Origin of the sequence: Micromonospora sp. NPDC023737 (genome assembly GCF_040639715.1) — a bacterium.
Classification (GTDB): Bacteria; Actinomycetota; Actinomycetes; order Mycobacteriales; family Micromonosporaceae; genus Micromonospora.
In genome coordinates this window covers 1-17047 of sequence record NZ_JBFAAL010000007.1, presented here as the reverse complement: position 1 = coordinate 17047, position 17047 = coordinate 1, and the positions used below count along the sequence as shown (strand labels likewise).

Genomic DNA, 17047 nt, shown 5'->3' with positions numbered 1-17047 from the left:
GTCACGTGATCGGGCGTCCCCCGGTCACGCCGAGGACCTCCCCGGTGACGAAACTCGACTCCTGCGCGGCGAAGAACACGTACGCGGGTGCCAGCTCGGCCGGCTGCCCCGGCCGCCCGATCGGAGAGTTCTGGCCGAACGACTCCACCGCACCCTCGGGCATGGTGGCCGGGATCAGCGGCGTCCAGACCGCGCCCGGCGCGACCGCGTTCACCCGGATGCCCCGATCGGCCAGGTCCGCGGCGAGCGCCTTGGTGAAGTTCGCGATCCCCGCCTTGGTCGTCGCGTAGTCGAGCAGCTGCGGCGACGGCTCGTACGCCTGGATCGAGGAGGTGTTTATGATCACCGATCCCTCGGGCAGGTGCGGGACCGCGGCCTTGCAGAGCCAGAACAGCGCGTACAGGTTGGTCTTCATCACCCGGTCGAACTGTTCGCTGGTGACGCCGAGAATCCCCTTGTCCTGCGACATCTGGTAGCCCGCGACGTTCACCAGGAGGTCCAGGCCGCCGAGGTCGGCCACCGCCTGCTCCACCAGCGCCCGGCAGTGCCGCTCGTCGGTGATGTCACCCCGTACGGCCACCCCGCGACGCCCCGCCTCCTCGACCAGGCGGACCGTGTCCCGGGCATCGGCGTCCTCCTCCGCGCCCAGGTAGGAGATCAGCACGTCGGCACCCTCCCGGGCGAACGCGATCGCGACGGCCTTGCCGATGCCCGAGTCGCCGCCGGTGATCAGCGCCCGTTTGCCGGCGAGCCGATCGCTGCCCCGGTACGACTGCTCACCGTGATCCGGGCGCGGGACCATGCCGGCGGTGGCGCCCGGTGGCGTCTGCTGCTGCTTCGGCTGCCCCGACCGCTGCCCGTACTGGCTGGTCGGGTCCTGCCGGGTGTACTGGTCCTCACTCACGGACGTCTCCTCGCGTACCTGGTCGGAACCGGTCCGCGAAGTCCCTACCCCCGGCGCCGGGACGGAAACGGCGCACGTCACTGCCGTTCGGGGTCCTTGTGACAGGAGTGAAGAGCTCTGGTTATGGTGCGCTCGGCGCCGATCATGCGCGCCCCCTCCGATGGAAAGGCATGTCATGACCTCTCCCTCCGGCCCCTCCCGCCGGCAGGTGCTCGCCGTCGCGGCCGCGGCGGCTGCCGCTCCGCTGATCGCCGCCACGCCCGCCCGGGCCGCCGGGGCGCCCCGCACGCGCACCTGGGACCTCACGCTCCTGGGCACCTCGGACACCCACGGAAACGTCTACAACTGGGACTACTACCGCGACGCCGAGTACGACGACAGCAAGCAGAACGACGTCGGCGTCGCGAAGCTCGCCACCCTGATCAACCAGATCCGGGCCGAGCGGCGCGGCAAGGCCACCCTCGTGCTCGACGCCGGCGACACCATCCAGGGCACCCCGCTCGCCACGTTCTACGCCAAGCAGGAGCCGATCACCAGCACGGGCGAGAAGCACCCGATGGCGCGCGCGATGAACATCATCGACTACGACGCCGTGACGCTGGGCAACCACGAGTTCAACTACGGCCTGCCCCTGCTGGATCTGTGGATCCGCCAGCTCGGCTTCCCGGCCCTGGCCGCCAACGCCGTCAACGCGAAGACCGGTAAGCCCGCCTTCACGCCGTATGTGATCAAGAAGGTTTCCCTGGGCTTCGCCGCGCCGGCGCTGCGGGTCGGCATCCTCGGTCTCACCAACCCCGGCGTGGCCATCTGGGACCGGGGCAACGTCGAGGGCAAGCTGCGCTTCGACGACATGATCGCCACGGCGGCGAAGTACGTGCCGATCATGCGCCAGCGTGGCGCAGACATCATCCTGATCTCGGCGCACGGCGGTGACAGCGGCACCTCCAGCTACGGCCCGGAACTGCCGAACGAGAACCCGGTCGCCCTCATCGCCGAGCAGGTGCCGGGCATCGACGCGATCCTGTTCGGGCACGCCCACAACGAGATCGTCGAACGGTTCGTGACCAACAAACAGACCGGCCAGCAGGTCCTGCTCTCCGAGCCCTCCAAGTGGGGCCAGCGCCTGACCCGCATGGACTTCACCCTGACCCGTGAACGCGGCCAGTGGAGCATCACCACCAAGTCGGCCACGATGTTGAACACCAACACCGTGGTGGAGGACCCGAAGATCCTCGCCGCGGTGCGGGCCCAGCACAAGAAGACCGTGGAGTACGTCAACCAGGTCGTGGCGCGGGCGACCGTCGAGATGTCCGCCGTCGAGTCGCGGTACAAGGACACCCCGATCCTCGACTTCATCAACCACGTCCAGGCCGAGACGGTCACCAAGGCGCTGGCCGGCACGCAGTACGCCGACCTGCCGGTGCTGTCGCAGGCCTCGCCGTTCAGCCGTACCGCGGTCTTCCCGGCCGGTGACGTGAAGATCCGCGACGTGGCGGGCCTCTACGTGTTCGACAACACCCTCGAGGCGGTCGTGCTCAGCGGCGCCGAGGTGCGCGCGTACCTGGAGTACTCGGCGAAGTACTTCAACACCCTCGCGACCGGCGCCCCGGTCGACCCCGAGCAGATCAGCGACCCGTTGGTCCCGGACTACAACTACGACGCCTTCTCCGGCGTCGACTACGACATCGACATCGCGAAGCCGGTGGGTCAGCGGATCACCCGTCTCGTGCTGGCCGGCACGGACACCCCCGTGGCTGACGACGCGCAGTTCGTCGTCGCGGTGAACAACTACCGGCGCAGCGGGGGCGGCAACTTCCCCGGCATCGTCAAGACGCAGGTCTACAACGAGCAGCAGGAGATCCGCCAGCTGCTCATCGACTGGGCCCAGGCCAAGGGCACGATCGACCCGGCCGACTTCTTCCAGCCGAACTGGCGCCTTGTGCGCGAGGGCGTGCCGGTGTTCTGACCGGAACCGTAGTGACGGGCCGCGGGCGACGACTGCCTGCGGCCCGTCCGCGTTCCTGGTGTTCCGGTCCGGAGGCTCAGGCGCCGCGCCGCAGGTCCCAGCTCGGCGAGGGTGCCTCCGGCGCGCCACGGCCCGGGTCGGTCTCGGTCAGCTCCACCCGGTCCTCCGGACGTACCGCGGGTGGCAGCTCGCCGAACCGGACGTGTCGCAGGAAGGCGTAGTCGTCGTCGGTGAACCGCGGTTCCTCTCGAGCGTCGCTCATCGGCCACCCCCTTCGGCGACTCCATTCTCACTCCGGTTTCGCGTCGGCGCGCTTCGGCCGTTCGTCCGAGGCTCGTCGGCGATGACCCGTCGATGTCCGGCGGCACGTCACACCGCGTAAGGCATCCTAGGATCCTGGGTGGTGTCGGCGGACGGCTCGGCCCACCTCGTCCCGGATCGTCCACATCGGCCCCCTGCCCGGCGAGCGGCACTGCCACCCGCTCCGGGCGGAGCGTCAGGACGCCGGAACAGCGCGGCGTCGGGACGCGGGAATCCGGTCCAGCACGGCCAGCACCGCACGCACCTCGGGCCGGGCCAGCGTCTTGTCGAAGCTGGCCTGCCCCTGACAGAACCGCACGAACATCCGCCAGCCCGGGGGCGTGGCCACCAGCGCGTGGAAGATCTCCGGCCGGCGCGAGAACAGATCGAGCAGCCGGTAACCAGCCCGCATCGACGGCACCAACTGCTCGCCGACCGACCGCTCGTAGCCGGCCAGGTCCCCCTCGGCGACCGCCGTCCCGGCCAGCGCGCCCGAGCGCAGCGCGAAGCTGATCCCCTCCCGGCTCCACGGTTCGAGCAGGCCCGCCGCGTCCCCGGCGACCAGTACCCGGCCCTGGCGCAGCGGGGAGTCGTCCGCCCGGCAGCGGGTCAGGTGCCCGGAGTCGTGCGCCGCCGGCGCGTCGGCCAGACCGAGCCGCTCCACGAAGCGCCGCAGGTACTCCCGGGTCCGCTCCCCCTCGCCCCGGCCCGCGATCACCCCGACCGTCAGCCGGTCATCCTTGGGGAACACCCAGGCGTACGACCCGGGCAACGGGCCCCAGTCGAGCAGGACCCGCCCGCGCCAGCGTTCCTGCTGCTCCGGCGGGACCTCCAGCTCCAACTCCAGCCCCAGGTCCACCTGCCGATACCGGACGCCGACGTGCCGAGCGGTCACACCGGAGGAGCCGTCCGCCCCGATCACCGTCCGGGCGCGCACGGTCGTCCCGTCCGCCAGCCGCAGGCGTACGCCATCCGGGTCCTGCTCGACGGCGCGGACCGCGGCGCGTTCGCGGACCTCCGCCCCGGCCGCCACCGCGGCCGCGCGCAGCCGGTCGTCGAACTCCTCGCGGCGCACCATCGTCACCAGGGGCGCGCGGTGCCGGCGGGTGAAGCCGCGTCGCCCGTCCCAGGTGAACGTCACCCGGTCCACCCGATCGTGCGCGGGCACCTCGATCCGATCCCGCACAGCCGCCAGCGACGTGCCGATGAGGCCGCCACCGCAAGTCTTGTAACGCGGATGTTCGGCCCGCTCGAGAACCAGGGTTCGTACGCCGGCGCGGGCCGCGGCGTACGCGGCGGAGAGCCCGGCGGGGCCGGCGCCGACGACGGCGAGATCCCAAACGATCACGGGAGCAGCCTAGGGCACGCATCGGCCCTCCGGCCCGGAGGCAGGGCCGGGCCGAGCCGCGATCGCCCCTCGATCGGGTGGGCATCTTCACCCGGCCAAGGGGTAACCGCGCAGCGCAACCGCCTGCACAGGGGCGGACGCGAGCACGAGGAGGAAGCGATGCAGCGGGTGCAACTGTCAGACGTCGAGGAACGGGTGTACCAGGCGGTCACCGCGCTTGAGGCCCGTGGCCAGGTACCGTACCCCGACATGATCGCCGAGGAGTCCGGGCTGACCGCGGAGCAGTTGCAGGCGCCGCTGCACCTGTTGACCGAGAAGGGTCTGCTGCACCGGGAGGACTCACCGATGGCCGGATTGGACTTCGGCCCCAGGTTCTGCGCGCGTCAGATGGCGTGACCGGGAGGCGTCACGCGACGATTCGTCCCACGTTGGCCGGGGTAGCGGTCAGGAATGCGTGATCGACGCCAACGGGGGGCACGATGAGCACGGCGGGCAGCGAACCGGCCGACGTCGACCCTGCGGAGAACCGGCGACGCTGGCAGGCTCTCGGCGTCGGCCTCGTAGCGGCCTTCATGACGCTGCTCGACGTCAGTATCGTCAACGTGGCCATCCCCTCGCTGGACCAGGCGCTGCACGCCTCGCCCAGCGATCTGCAGTGGGTGCTCTCCGGCTACGCGCTCACCTTCGGTCTGGCGCTCGTGCCCGCGGGCCGATTCGGCGACGCCCGCGGGCGGCGCAACGCGTTCGTCTTCGGCATCGCGTTGTTCACCATCACCAGCGCCCTCGCCGGCCTGGCCCCCTCTCCCACCTGGCTGGTCATTGCCCGCCTTCTCCAGGGCGCCGCGGCCGGCATCGTCAACCCTCAGGTCACCGGCGTGATCCAGGAACTGTTCCGCGGTCCCGAACGGGCCCGGCCGTTCGGGCTGCTCGGCGCGACCATCGGTATCTCCACCGCCGTCGGGCCACTGCTCGGCGGCCTGCTCATCGCGCTGGGCGGACAGGAACACGGTTGGCGGTACGTCTTCTTCGTCAACGTGCCGGTAGGCATCATCGCCGTGATCCTCGGCTGGCGGCTCCTGCCCGCCCGGCAGAAGGGGCACGCGGACCGGCACCGCCTCGACCCGGTGGGGGTGATCCTGCTCGGCGTCGGAGTACTGCTGGTGCTGCTGCCGCTCGTGCAGGAACAGCAGTGGCGTACCCCGTGGAAGTGGGCGCTGATCCCGGCCGGCCTGCTGGTCCTGCTCGCCTTCGCCGTCTGGGAGCACCGGTACGCCCGGACCCGGCAGCCGCTGTTCGACCTGCGGCTGTTCAAGCTCCGGTCGTACACCCTCGGATCGCTGATCGCCCTGATCTACTTCGGTGGGTTCACCGCGATCTTCTTCATCTTCACCCTCTTCCTGCAGAACGGGCACGGGTACAGCGCCCTCGTCGCCGGCCTGGCCATCACACCGTTCGCGCTCGGCTCGGCGGCGGCCTCGGCGGCCGGCGGCCGGTTCGTCAACCGGACCGGTCGGCCGCTGGTCGCCGCCGGGCTGCTCGCCGTCGTGGTCGGCCTCGCCGGGACCTGGCTGGCGCTGCACGAGTTTCCGCACGCCCCGGCGCCCTGGGTCACCGCGGGCCCACTGCTGCTCGCCGGGATCGGCAGCGGCCTGGTGATCGCACCCAACCAGACGCTCACCCTCTCCCAGGTACCCGTGCCTCAGGCCGGCAGCGGAGCCGGGATGCTCCAGACCGGACAGCGAATCGGGTCGGCCGCCGGCATCGCCGCTGTCGGCTCGGCCTTCTTCGCGTCGCTGGCCAGCAAGAACGGCGACTTCACGGCCGCGTTCGAACACTCACTCGTGGTCGCCACCGTGATCATCTCGCTGGCGCTGATCGCCGCGCTGATCGACATCGTCGTCAGCCGTCGCCATGACCAGTGAGCCGTCCCGCGCCATCCGGCTTCCCGGGGCGGCCGCAGCTCGTGCTGCTCGATGACCGTGGGCGTGCCCTGGCCGAGTCAGCTCGTTGATCCGTCGGCGGAGGCGATCCTGTCGTGCACCTTGGCCGCGCAGTGGTCGAGCACCGTGCGGGCATCGAGGCCGAGACTCTCGATGGCGACCAGCGCGGTGAACGCGACGTCGGCGAGTTCGGCGGCGACCTCCTCCCGGGTGTGCGTGACACCCTTGCGCGGGTTCTGCCCAAGCAGCCCGATCCAGGCCCCCGCCACCTCACCAGCCTCCTCGGTGAGCTTGAGGACACGGCAGGTCAACTCCGCCTCCCCGGTGCCGTTGGCCGCGTCCAACCAGGCACGGAAGGCACGCGCCGTGACCCAGACCCGACCGTCGCCCGCCGCAGGATGAGCGTCGAGATGGCACGCCCGGTGGTGGGCGCGGTGAACGTGGCGATGCTCGCGGGGCTCGCACAGTTCCTCAGCGCCTTCCTGTTCGCCTGGGCCTACGCGCGCCACGCACGGCTGCGGCGCGACCGGGCCGCGCTCGACCTGCGCTGGGACACCCAGGACCGCACGCGGCACATCGCGGGCGGTGCGTCATGACCGGCGACCACCAGACACTGACGCTGCTGCTGTGCAGCGTGTTCGTCGCCGTCACGCTGGCGATCACCGCCTGGGTGAGCCGCACCCGGCACGGCTCGTCCGAGGAGTTCTACGTCGGCGGACGGCTGTTCTCCCCCATGGAGAACGGTTTCGCCATCGCGGGCGACTACGCCTCCGCCGCCTCTTTCCTGGGCGTGCCCGGGCTGATCGTGCTCGTCGGCTACGACGGGGTGCTCTACGTGGTGGGTTTCCTCGTCGGCTGGCTGGTGGTGCTGTTCCTGCTCGCCGAACTGGTGCGCAACTGCGGACGGTTCACCTTTGCCGACGTGGTCGCGGCACGCATGGCCGAGCGCCCGGTACGGCTCGCGGCGGGCACCTCCTCGGTCACCGTGTGCCTGCTGTACCTGGTGGCGCAGATGGTCGGTGCGGGCACCCTCGTCGCCCTGCTCCTCGGCCGGACCGGCGGCGCGGCACAGGTGTGGACGGTGACCGGCGTCGGGGTCCTGATGGTGCTCTACGTGTCGCTGGGCGGTATGCGGGCCACCACCTGGATCCAGATCGTCAAGGCGGTCGTGCTGCTGGCCGGCACCCTCGCCCTGACCGTGCTCGTCCTCGTCCGCTTCCACGGCGATGTGAACCGGCTGCTGCTCACCGCCGCCGCGCACAGCGGCCACGGGGACGCCTTCCTCGCGCCCGGCCTGCGGTACGGCGGCGACTGGACCGCCCGCCTGGACTTCCTCAGCCTCGGCCTGGCGCTGGTGCTCGGCACCGGCGGCCTGCCGCACATCCTGGCGCGCTTCTACACCGTGCCGACCGCGCGGGCCGCCCGCCGTTCGGCCCTGTGGGCCATCGGCCTCATCGGCGTGTTCTACCTGATGACGATCGTCCTCGGGTTCGGTGCCGCCGCGCTCGTCGGACCGGACGCCGTCCGCGGCTCGAACGCGGCCGGGAACACCGCGGTGCCCCTGCTCGCCCTCCACCTGGGCGGCGGCCCGGGCTCCACCACGGGAGCGGTCCTGGTGGCCGTGGTGGCCGCCGTCGCCCTCGCCACCATCGTCGCGGTGGTCGCCGGACTCACGCTGTCCTCCTCGGCCGCGGTCGCCCACGACCTGTACGCGGCGCTGCGGCGCCGTGACCGCCGGCCGCGCAGCGAGGTGGCCGTGGCACGGATCGCGGCCGTGGCCGTCGGGGCGGCCGCCATCGCCCTGGGCCTGCTCGCCCGCGAACTGAACGTCGCGGTCCTGGTCGGCCTCGCCTTCGCGGTCGCCGCCTCCGCGAACCTTCCGGTGCTGCTGTACTCGCTGTTCTGGCGGTCCTTCACCACCCGCGGTGCGGTCTGGGCCGTCTACGGGGGGCTGGTTCCCGCCGTGCTGCTCGTGGTGCTCTCCCCGGTGGTCTCCGGCAGCCCCGACGCGCTGTTCCCCGGCGTCGACTTCCACTGTTTCCCGCTGTGCAACCCCGGCATCGCCTCCGTCCCGCTGGGCTTCCTCGCCGGCTGGCTCGGCACCGTCACATCCGCCGCACCCCCGGACGAGGCCCGGCACGCGGAGACCGAGGTGCGGTCCCTGACCGGCGCGGGCGCCGCGTAGCCGGCCCTCGCCCCGCAGTCACGGGAGCGCCCTCACGGCGTCACCCACGCATACCGGTGCTCCGGGCGACCCGTGTCGCCGTACTTCAAGGACAGCCGCAGCCGGCCGGCCCGTTCCAGGTGGCGCAGATAGCGCTGGGCGGTGGAGCGGCTCAGCCCGGTCCGGGCGGCCACCTCGTGGGCCGACAGCGGCCGTCCCGCGCTGTGCAGGACCCCGCAGATCAGATCGGTCGTCGGCGCCGAATGCCCGCTGGGCAGACCGGGGGAGGACGGGGAGGACACGGTGCGCAGCGCGGCGAAGATCCGGTCCACCTGTTCCTGCCCGGCGACCCCTTGGCCGCCGACCCGGTCCACCGTGCGGCGTAGCGCGGCGTAGGACTCCAGTCGGCTGCGCAGCGCGGCGAAGGTGAACGGCTTGACCAGGTAGTGCAGCGCGCCCAGCCGCATCGCCTGCTGCACGGTCGCCACATCGCCCGCCGCCGTGATCATGATGACGTCGGTGCCCAGGCCCTGCTGCCGCATCCGGTGGACGAGATCCAGCCCCGAGCGGTCCGGCAGGTACTGGTCGAGGAGCACCAGGTCGATGCCGCCGCGCTGCACGGTCGTCAGGGCCTGGTCGGCGTTGTGCGCGCGGGTGACCACCCGGAACCCGGGAACCTTTCCCACGTACGCGGCGTTGATCTCAGCGACACGGAAGTCGTCGTCGACCACCAGGACGTCAATCATCGGGCCTCTTTCCCTCAAGGCCGGGCGAGCGTCGAGCCCGTGTTCCCGCTGTGCTGTTGTAGCGCGAGCAAAACGAGCACAACAGATGTTTGCGAGCAGATGAACGGCTTGTGACGGCAAGACTGCTGCCCGGGCCGGATCGCCTCTACCGTCCCGGCCCATGAGCGCAGTGACCAGCCCCGTCATCGAACTGCGGGGCGCGAGCAAGACGTTCAGGACCCCGTCGGGGGGCCTGCACACCGCGGTGCGCGGCCTGGATCTGACCGTGGAGCGCGGTGAGTTCGTGGCCGTGGTCGGCCCCACCGGCTGCGGCAAGTCGACCACGCTGACCCTGGTCAGCGGCCTGGAGGAGCCCACCGAGGGCGAGGTGCTGGTGGCCGGGGAACCGGTCCGTGGCGTCGGCGACAAGGTCGGCTTCGTCTTCCAGCAGGACGCCACCTTCCCCTGGCGCACGGTGCTGTCCAACGTGATGGCCGGCCCCCGCTTCCGGGGGGTGCCGAAGGCGGAGGCGAAGCAGAAGGCACGTGCCTGGCTGTCCCGGGTCGGGCTCGCCGCCTTCGAGGACCGCTACCCGCACCAGCTCTCCGGCGGCCAGCGCAAACGTGTCGCACTCGCCGCGACCTTCGTCAACGACCCCGAGATCCTGCTGATGGACGAGCCGTTCTCGGCGCTCGACGTGCAGACCCGGGCGCTGATGTCGGACGAGCTGCTTCAGCTGTGGGAGGGCTCGGGCGCCTCGGTCGTGTTCGTCACCCACGACCTGGAGGAGGCCATCGCCCTGGCCGACAAGGTCGTCGTGATGACGGCCGGCCCCGCCACCGTCAAGCAGGTCTTCGACATCCACCTGCCCCGCCCCCGCAAGGTCGAACAGGTCCGCCTGCAGACCGAGTTCGTCGAGATCTACCGCGAGATCTGGGAGTCCCTCGGCGAAGAGGTCCGCATCACCCGTGAGCGAGGTGCCCATGTCGCCTGAGGTGCTCAGCACACCGGCCGCCGACCTCGCCGTAACCGGCGACCGCTCCCCGTCACGGCCCCGCGCCGCCCGCCGCCGCAAGGCGGTCGTCACCACCACCCGTGTGCTGGTCCTGATCGCGGTGCTCGGTCTGTGGGAGGTCCTCTCCCGTGCCCGGATCATCGATCCGTTCAACTTCTCGATGCCGTCGCAGATCTGGGACCAGATCTGGACCTGGGTCACCCACGGAACCGCCCTCGGCTCGCTGGGCGAGCAGATCTGGTACACGCTCTACGAGGCGCTGCTCGGCTGGGTGTGCGGCGTGGTGGCGGGTGTGGTCCTCGGCATCGCGCTCGGACGTGTCCGGTTCCTGGCGGACGTCCTCGGGCCCTACATCAAGGTGCTCAACTCCATCCCGAGGATCGTCCTCGCCCCGATCTTCGTGATCTGGTTCGGGCTCGGCCCGGCCTCCAAGGTCGCCTCCGCCGTCGTGCTGGTCTTCTTCCCGGTGTTCTTCAACGCCTTCCAGGGCGCCCGCGAGGTCGACCGGAACCTGGTCGCCAACGCCCGCATCCTCGGCGCGAGCGACCGCCGGGTGACCCTCCAGGTGGTCATCCCGTCCGCGACCTCCTGGATCTTCACCAGCCTGCACGTCAGCTTCGGATTCGCGCTGATCGGCGCCATCGTCGGCGAGTACATCGGCGCCACCCGCGGCATCGGGCTGCTCGTCGCCCAGTCCCAGGGCACGTTCAACGCCGCCGGTGTCTACGCCGCGATGGTCATCCTCGCCGCGGTCGCGCTGATCGCCGAGGGGCTGCTCACCTACGCCGAACGCCGCATCTTCCGCTGGCGGCCCGCCGGTTCCGGTCAGTGACCGCGGCCCGTCACCTGCCCGCCGCCTCCTTCCGCACCGCCTCCTGACGAGGCACCGCTTCATCACAAGGACGTGAACCACCATGCGTACCCCCGCCCGCCACGCGGCCTCGGCCGCGGCCGCCCTGCTCGCCCTGTCCTGTCTGACCGCCTGCGCCGACGACGCGTCCACCTCGACCTCCGCCGCAGGCGGGGGCGGCAAGGGCGAGCACGTGAAGATCATGGTCGGCGGCCTGGACAAGGTCATCTACCTGCCGGCGATGCTCACCCAGCGGCTCGGCTACTTCTCCGCCGAGGGCCTGGACGTGGAACTGCTCAGCGAGCCCGCCGGGGTGCAGGCGGAGACCGCGCTCGTCGCCGGCCAGGTCCAGGGCACCGTCGGCTTCTACGACCACACCCTCGACCTGCAGGTCAAGGGCAAGGAGGTGGAGTCCGTGGTGCAGTTCTCGCACGCGCCCGGCGAGGTGGAGGTCGTCTCCGCGAAGGCCGCCGGCAGCATCAGGTCGCCGAAGGACTTCAAGGGCAAGAAGCTGGGCGTGACCGGCCTCGGCTCCTCCACCGACTTCCTGACCAAGTACCTCGCCGTCAAGAACGGCGTCGACGTCAGCGAGTTCACCCCGGTCGCCGTCGGCGCCGGACAGACCTTCGTCTCCGCCCTGCAGAAGGGCTCCATCGACGCCGGCATGACCACCGACCCCACGGTCGCCACACTGCTGCGGAAGAAGGCCGGCACGGTCCTCGTCGACATGCGCACCCCCGAGGGGTCGCAGGCGGCGCTCGGCGGGCCGTACCCGTCGTCCAGCCTGTACATGCGGACGGACTGGGTGAACAGCCACAAGGACACCGTCCAGAAGCTGGTCAACGCCTTCGTCAAGACGCTGAGGTGGATGCACACCCACAGCGCCGCCGAGATCGCCGCCAAGATGCCCGCCGACTACTCCCAGGGCGACGAGGCGCTGTACGCCGAGGCCATCAAGGACACGGTGCCGATGTTCACCGAGGACGGCGTCATGCCGGCCAACGGCCCCGAGACCGTCGAGAAGGTCCTCAGGGCGTTCAACCCGACCATCAAGAACGCCGAGGTCGACCTGGCCAGGACGTATACGACCGAGTTCGTGGAGAAGGCCGCCGGCTGAGCCGTACGGCCCCGCACCGGGAGCCGCGCCGTGCCTCCGCGGACCGCGCCCTGACGGTCACCGCGGTCGCCGTGGCTCCTCCGCGACGCTCCCGCCGCCCGGCCCGGTGCCGGTCCCGGTCGCTGCCTCGGTCCCGTCACCCGGCGTGGGCCCGGAGACCACCACAGGCGCGGGCCTCGGCGGGGCGGCTGCCGCCGGGCCGGGCTCGGCGGGTGCCAGGCCGGGCTCGGTCAGGGCCTCGGGCAGGACGACCGTGAACCGGGCTCCGCCGCCGGGCGCGTCGGCGACCGTCACGCTGCCTCCCTGCCGTTCGGCGAGCCTGCGCACCAGGGACAGGCCGAGGCCGCGCTTGCCGTGCGCCGGAGGCCGCTTGGTGGACCAGCCCTCGGTGAAGATCACCTCGCGCCGGTCCGGCGGGATCCCCGGCCCGGTGTCCCGCACCCGCAGCACCGCGGTGCGGCCCTCGGTGCGCAGCTCGACCTCCACCCGGGCGTGCGGCGTGGCCGCGACCGCGTCCAGCGCGTTGTCGACCAGGTTGCCGACGATCGTCACCAGCCCGCGCGGATCGACCAGCCGGTCCGGCAGCCGGGTGGCGTCGGAGATCCACAGTGCCACCCCGCGCTCGGCCGCCACCGTCGCCTTGCCCACCAGCAGTGCGGCGATCAGCGGGTCCCGGATCTTCTCGGTGACCTGCTCGGCGGTGGACCGGTGGCCGCCGACCACCTCCCCGACGAACTCCAGGGCGTCGTCGTACATCTCCAGCTCCAGCAGCCCGAGCAGGGTGTGCATCCGGTTGGCGTGCTCGTGGTCCTGGGCGCGCAGCGCCTCTATCAGACCGCGGGTGGAGTCCAGTTCCCGGGCGAGCTGTTCCACCTCGGTCCGGTCGCGCAGGGTGGCCACGGCGCCTCCGTCGTCGGTGGGCATCCGGTTGGCGACCAGCACCCGCTGCCCCCGCACGGTCAGCAGATCGGTGCCCGTCACCCGGCCGGCCAGGACGTCGGTGGTGCGGCCCGCGCCCAAGGTCTCGTCCGGCGACCGGCCGAGTGCCTCGTCGCCGATGCCCAGCAGCCGTCGGGCCTCGTCGTTGAGCAGCCGCACCCGGCCCTCGCGGTCGAGGGCCACGACCCCTTCCCGGATGCCGTGCAGCATCGCCTCGCGCTCGGCGAGCAGCGCCGCGATGTCGGAGAAGGCCAGGTCCCTGGTGCTGCGCTGGACCCGCCGGGAGATCAGCCAGGCCACCAGGGCGCCGGCGGCCAGGGCACCGCCGGCGTAGGCGAGCAGGCCGGGGACGGCGTGGATCAGCCGGGAGCGGACGCTGTCGTAGGCGATACCCACCGAGACCGCCCCGACGATGCGGTGGCCGCTGTCGTACAGCGGCACCTTGCCGCGGGCCGAACGGCCCAGGGTGCCGGTGTCGATCTCCATGACCTTCCGTCCGGCCAGGGCCGCACCCGGGTCCGTGGAGACGTGCTCGCCGACCCGGCTCGGATTGCTGTGCGACCAGCGGATGCCGTTGCGGTCCATCACCACCACGTACTCGGCGCCGGTCGCCTTGCGGATCCGTTCGGCCTCCTGCTGCACCGGTCCGTCGACGGACGGTCGCGTGGTGAGCAGGTCCTTGACCACCTGCGGGTTCTCCGCGGTGGTCGCGGCGATGGCGAGTGCCCGGCGCATCGCCTGGTCGTCGAGCTGGTGGCCGAGCGGCGCGAGGAACAGTCCGGTCGCCAGCACGGCGACCCCCGCGGCGATCGCCAGCTGCATCAGCAGCACCTGCGAGAACACCTTGCGGGGCAGACCCAGGCGCCGACGGCGTGCGACAACGGTGGTGGACATGCCGACGACGGTACGTCCGGTGACCGGGGCGGCCCCAGGGGCGGGAGGCGACGCAGCCAGGCGTGCGAGGCGCGTGTGCCGTGTCCTCAGCAGGTGTCGCGTGTGCGGTGTCTCAGCGGGTGTCGCGTGTGCGGTGTCTCAGCGGGCGTCACCTGTGCGGTGTCTCAGCGGGCGACGGCGAGTTCGCGGACGGCCACCACGTCCATCCGGGCCGGGGTGCCCAGCACCGAGGCTCCGCAGCTGTCCGGCCGGGGCGGCACGGCGGCGCCCTGGGCGACGGTCACGTGCCACCGGCGCCCGTCCCGGTGGGCGACGGTCACCTCCCAGCGGGGTGCGGCACCCTCGATGCCCGTGACGTCCAGCACCTCGGCCCGTTCCTCGCCCAGTGCCCGGCGCACGGCCAACTCGGCCGCCTGCCCGGGGCGCTCCCACGCGGTGCGTCCCCGGCATCCGTCGAGGGCCACCCGGCCCGCGCGTACGCCGTCGACCGCCGCGACGACGGTGGACAGTTCGGCCCGCCCGTAGGCGTAGCCGTACGGCAGGAGCAGCACCGTCGGCGAGAAGCGGTGGCCGCCCAGGTGCGTCACCTCCCACACCTCGCGCAGTCCGCGTGCGGTCAGCAAGGCGGCCAGCGGTCGGCCGAGCAGGGCGCAGCACTGGTCGCGGCGGCCGTTGGTGCAGACGAGCGCGAGCGGGTCGCCGGTGTGCGGGCGCCCGCGCAGCACCGTGTCGAAGGAACGCGGGTCGCCCCGGCCGAGGGCGGCGAGGTCCAGGTCGAGCAGCCGCCGCGGGTCGGCCGTCATGGCCCCGTGCAGCCAGGCGAGGCCGGGGGTGGTGTGGGCGGCGTACACCTGCCGCGGGGACGGAGCGTGGCAGTCGGCGTGCCGTCCCGGACGGCGGATGAGTGCGATCCGTACGCCGGTGCCCTGGGCGGCCTGCTCGAGCGCCCGCCCCAGCGCGGGGTCCAGATGGCTGGAAGTGAGCGCCTTGGCGCCCCAGGGGCCGGGCTGCTCCAGCAGCAGCCAGGTCGCCGCGGTGGGAGCCGTGGCGGACAGCGGCTCGTCGAGCTGCCGGGAGAGGCTCGCGCAGGTACTCACAGAGGTGAGCCTAACCTGACCGGGCGTGGGGCGAATCCCGGCCGTCGGAGTGATCCGTTCCGCTGCCGTCGCGCGGTGGACGGACCTGGCGGTCGGGCCTCACCCGGTCGGCAGCGGTCGGGGCGGACGCGGCCCGGTGTACCGGCCGCTCGGCCGCATCCGCAGCGGCGGCTCCCCGTACTCCTCCAGGGCGTGGGCGATCCAGCCGGCCGTGCGGGCCACGGCGAAGACGGTCTCGCAGGCGGCGGACGTCATGCCGCTGGAGGCGGTCAGCACGGCGAGCGCCAGGTCGACGTTGGGGTGCAGCGGGGTGTGACGGGCGGCGGTGGCCGCGATGTCGCGGGCGGCGGCCAGGGCGGGCGCGGCGTGGGGGATCTCCTCCAGCAGCTCGAACAGCACACGGGCGCGGGGATCCTCACCGCGGTACAGGCGGTGGCCGAGCCCGGGGATCCGGCGGCCCTCCCGCAGTTCGCCGGCGACCACGGGACCCGCGGTGCCCCGGTCCAGGACCTGAAGGATCAGCCGGTGGGCGAGCCCTCCGGCCGCGCCGTGCAGCGGCCCCTCGATCACGCCGAGCCCGGCGGAGACGGCGGCGTACACAGGGGCGCGGGCGGAGGCGGCGACGCGCACGGCGAGCGTGGAGGCGGCCAGGTCGTGGTCGGCGAGCAGGGCGAGGGCCGTGTCCAGTGCGGCCAGTGACGCCTCGTCGGGCTTCCGGTCGGTCAGCCGCGCCCACAGACGGTGGGCGATCGGACCCTGCCCGGCGGTGTCCGCCCCGCGCACGGGCAGGGCGTCGACGAGGGTGGGGACGAGGATGCGCGCGGTGCCGAGCACGGCGTCCGGCGCCAGGTCGAACCGCAGCGGATCCGCGGCCGCGGCGGCGACCGCCGCGACCCTCAGCCGGTCGGTGGGGCCGGCGTCCTCGGGCAGCGATCCCGCTGCGTGGCGGGCCGCGGCGACGGACGTCTCGGGCGCGGCGAAGGAGGCCCCCGGGCACGGCCGGCCGGTCCACAGCCACTCGGCGACCTCCTCGTAGGAGTGCCGGCGGGCGAGGTTGGCGGCGTCGACGCCGCGGTAGTAGTACCGGTCGTCCTCGATGAGCGTGAGCCGGGTGTGCACGGACAGGTCCGTGGCGGCCGAGGCCGTGCCGTTCTCCCGCCGGTTGCGGCGGGCGAGCGCCTCGACCTCCTGCGGGTCGAAGGTGCTGCCGCGGCTTCCCGGCTCCCGTCTGCTGGTCAGCTGGCCGCGGCTGACGTAGGCGTACACGGTCTCCGGCTTCACACCGAGCAGTTCGGCGGTCTCCCGGGTGGTCAGTCGCCGCCGGGAGCCGGGGAGGGCCCCATCCTGATCGCTCATGGACTCACCGTATCCACATCGACGCGGACTGGACGAGGAACATTGATTGTCAATCAACATTGACAACTATTGACCACAGCATGGACAGTCGGTCGCATCCGTTGTCCGTTGTCGCCCGTCACCACTCGGAGGAGATGCGATGTCCCGTCCCAGGAGCGCAGCCCCGACCGTCGACGTCCCGCGAGGGCTCGCCGGCGTCGTCGTCACCGACACCCGGATCGGGGACGTCCGGGGCGCCGAGGGCTTCTACCACTACCGGCAGTACTCCGCCGTCGACCTCGCCCGCACCCGCAGCTTCGAGGACGTGTGGCATCTGCTGATCCACGGCGAACTGCCGGACGCCCGGCGCGGTGCCGCCTTCGCCGCCGAGACGGCCGCCCTGCGCACGCTCCCCGACGCGGTGCGCTCGGCCCTGCCCGCGCTCGCCGAGGC

17 protein-coding genes are annotated in these 17047 nt (G+C 72.2%); 9 read left to right on the top strand and 8 right to left on the bottom strand.

Features of this window, described 5'->3' with window-relative positions:
• Position 1 precedes the first annotated feature (1 nt).
• Positions 2-904, bottom strand: coding sequence for an SDR family oxidoreductase (locus AB0F98_RS17055; protein ID WP_357735760.1), 903 nt, complete (start codon positions 902-904; stop codon positions 2-4).
• Between the two features lie 175 nt (positions 905-1079).
• On the opposite strand from AB0F98_RS17055, the gene AB0F98_RS17050 reads away from it, so the two are divergent.
• Positions 1080-2870: a 5'-nucleotidase C-terminal domain-containing protein gene (locus tag AB0F98_RS17050; protein ID WP_357735757.1), complete on the top strand. Its 1791-nt coding sequence runs from the start codon at positions 1080-1082 to the stop codon at positions 2868-2870.
• A gap of 76 nt (positions 2871-2946) precedes the next feature.
• On the opposite strand, the gene AB0F98_RS17045 is transcribed toward AB0F98_RS17050, so the two are convergent.
• Entirely contained in the window at positions 2947-3132 is a 186-nt protein-coding gene (locus AB0F98_RS17045) for a hypothetical protein (protein ID WP_357735754.1), read from the bottom strand.
• 234 nt (positions 3133-3366) lie between these two features.
• Positions 3367-4518 carry a geranylgeranyl reductase family protein gene (locus AB0F98_RS17040; protein WP_357735751.1) on the bottom strand — a complete coding sequence of 384 codons (1152 nt, stop codon included), beginning with the start codon at positions 4516-4518 and terminating at the stop codon, positions 3367-3369.
• A 159-nt stretch (positions 4519-4677) separates the two neighbouring features.
• Here AB0F98_RS17040 and AB0F98_RS17035 point away from each other — a divergent pair, with 159 nt between their 5' ends.
• Positions 4678-4914 (top strand): hypothetical protein, encoded by a 237-nt coding sequence (locus AB0F98_RS17035; RefSeq protein WP_076471691.1) that lies wholly within the window; start codon positions 4678-4680, stop codon positions 4912-4914.
• Between the two features lie 83 nt (positions 4915-4997).
• Positions 4998-6440: an MFS transporter gene (locus tag AB0F98_RS17030; RefSeq protein WP_357735748.1), complete on the top strand. Its 1443-nt coding sequence runs from the start codon at positions 4998-5000 to the stop codon at positions 6438-6440.
• A 77-nt stretch (positions 6441-6517) separates the two neighbouring features.
• Here AB0F98_RS17030 and AB0F98_RS17025 read toward each other — a convergent pair whose 3' ends face one another.
• Entirely contained in the window at positions 6518-6802 is a 285-nt protein-coding gene (locus AB0F98_RS17025) for a MazG-like family protein (RefSeq protein WP_357735745.1), read from the bottom strand.
• Between the two features lie 54 nt (positions 6803-6856).
• Here AB0F98_RS17025 and AB0F98_RS17020 point away from each other — a divergent pair, with 54 nt between their 5' ends.
• Together AB0F98_RS17020 and AB0F98_RS17015 are read left to right on the top strand one after the other, a co-directional pair.
• Positions 6857-7054: a DUF485 domain-containing protein gene (locus tag AB0F98_RS17020; RefSeq protein ID WP_357735741.1), complete on the top strand. Its 198-nt coding sequence runs from the start codon at positions 6857-6859 to the stop codon at positions 7052-7054.
• Complete coding sequence (locus tag AB0F98_RS17015; RefSeq protein ID WP_168130814.1) at positions 7051-8643, top strand: cation acetate symporter; 1593 nt, start codon at positions 7051-7053, stop codon at positions 8641-8643. Before AB0F98_RS17020 ends, AB0F98_RS17015 begins: the two co-directional genes overlap by 4 nt.
• Before the next feature lie 32 nt (positions 8644-8675).
• On the opposite strand, the gene AB0F98_RS17010 is transcribed toward AB0F98_RS17015, so the two are convergent.
• The gene (locus tag AB0F98_RS17010) at positions 8676-9368 is read right to left on the bottom strand and encodes a response regulator (protein ID WP_125498217.1); all 693 of its coding nucleotides are present in this window, start codon (positions 9366-9368) and stop codon (positions 8676-8678) included.
• A gap of 160 nt (positions 9369-9528) precedes the next feature.
• Between AB0F98_RS17010 and AB0F98_RS17005 the strand changes: the two genes are divergently transcribed.
• From AB0F98_RS17005 to AB0F98_RS16995, 3 genes are all read left to right on the top strand, one after another.
• Entirely contained in the window at positions 9529-10341 is an 813-nt protein-coding gene (locus tag AB0F98_RS17005) for an ABC transporter ATP-binding protein (protein WP_125498216.1), read from the top strand.
• The gene (locus tag AB0F98_RS17000; protein WP_125498215.1) at positions 10331-11194 is read left to right on the top strand and encodes an ABC transporter permease; all 864 of its coding nucleotides are present in this window, start codon (positions 10331-10333) and stop codon (positions 11192-11194) included. The genes AB0F98_RS17005 and AB0F98_RS17000 overlap by 11 nt, the downstream gene beginning before the upstream one ends.
• Before the next feature lie 82 nt (positions 11195-11276).
• Positions 11277-12329, top strand: a complete 1053-nt coding sequence (locus AB0F98_RS16995) for an ABC transporter substrate-binding protein (protein WP_357735734.1) — start codon at positions 11277-11279, stop codon at positions 12327-12329.
• Between the two features lie 57 nt (positions 12330-12386).
• Here AB0F98_RS16995 and AB0F98_RS16990 read toward each other — a convergent pair whose 3' ends face one another.
• From AB0F98_RS16990 to AB0F98_RS16980, 3 genes are all read right to left on the bottom strand, one after another.
• Positions 12387-14162, bottom strand: coding sequence for a sensor histidine kinase (locus tag AB0F98_RS16990; protein WP_125498213.1), 1776 nt, complete (start codon positions 14160-14162; stop codon positions 12387-12389).
• Positions 14163-14326: 164 nt separating this feature from the next.
• Positions 14327-15259 (bottom strand): sucrase ferredoxin, encoded by a 933-nt coding sequence (locus AB0F98_RS16985; RefSeq protein ID WP_125498212.1) that lies wholly within the window; start codon positions 15257-15259, stop codon positions 14327-14329.
• Positions 15260-15358: 99 nt separating this feature from the next.
• Positions 15359-16615, bottom strand: coding sequence for a citrate synthase (locus AB0F98_RS16980; protein WP_357735729.1), 1257 nt, complete (start codon positions 16613-16615; stop codon positions 15359-15361).
• A 139-nt stretch (positions 16616-16754) separates the two neighbouring features.
• Between AB0F98_RS16980 and AB0F98_RS16975 the strand changes: the two genes are divergently transcribed.
• Positions 16755-17047 (top strand): citrate/2-methylcitrate synthase (locus AB0F98_RS16975; RefSeq protein ID WP_357735726.1); only part of this gene is annotated, 293 nt, incomplete at its 3' end.